1 pseudogene is annotated in these 392 nt (G+C 62.5%); it reads right to left on the reverse strand.

Features of this window, described 5'->3' with window-relative positions:
* A pseudogene (locus D7Y04_RS43475) lies at positions 1 to 392 on the reverse strand (DNA gyrase subunit B); the annotation flags it as partial.

Consider the following 392-nt stretch of genomic DNA (forward strand, 5'->3'; position numbering starts at 1 on the left):
GTCTTCGTCTGGCCCTCGAACTGGGGGTTGGACACCTTGACGGAGATGACGGCGGACAGGCCCTCGCGGGCGTCCTCACCCGTGGGCGTCTCCTTGAGGTCCTTCCAGATGCCACTCTTCTCCGCGTAGCTGTTGAGCGTGCGCGTCAGGCCCGCCTTGAAGCCGGACAGGTGGCTGCCACCATCCTGGGTGTTGATGTTGTTGGCGAAGGTGTAGACGCGCTCGTCGTAGCCGTCGTTCCACTGCATCGCCAGCTCGAGCGCCACGCCGTCCTTGTCTCCCGAGAAGGAGATGGGCTTGTCGTGGAGCACCTGCTTCGACTTGTTGAGGTACTCCACGAACGAGGAGATGCCGCCTTCGAACTTGAAGTCGTGCTCCTTGTTCGTGCGCTC

The organism is Corallococcus sp. AB038B, from assembly GCF_003668955.1.
Lineage (GTDB): Bacteria > Myxococcota > Myxococcia > Myxococcales > Myxococcaceae > Corallococcus > Corallococcus exiguus.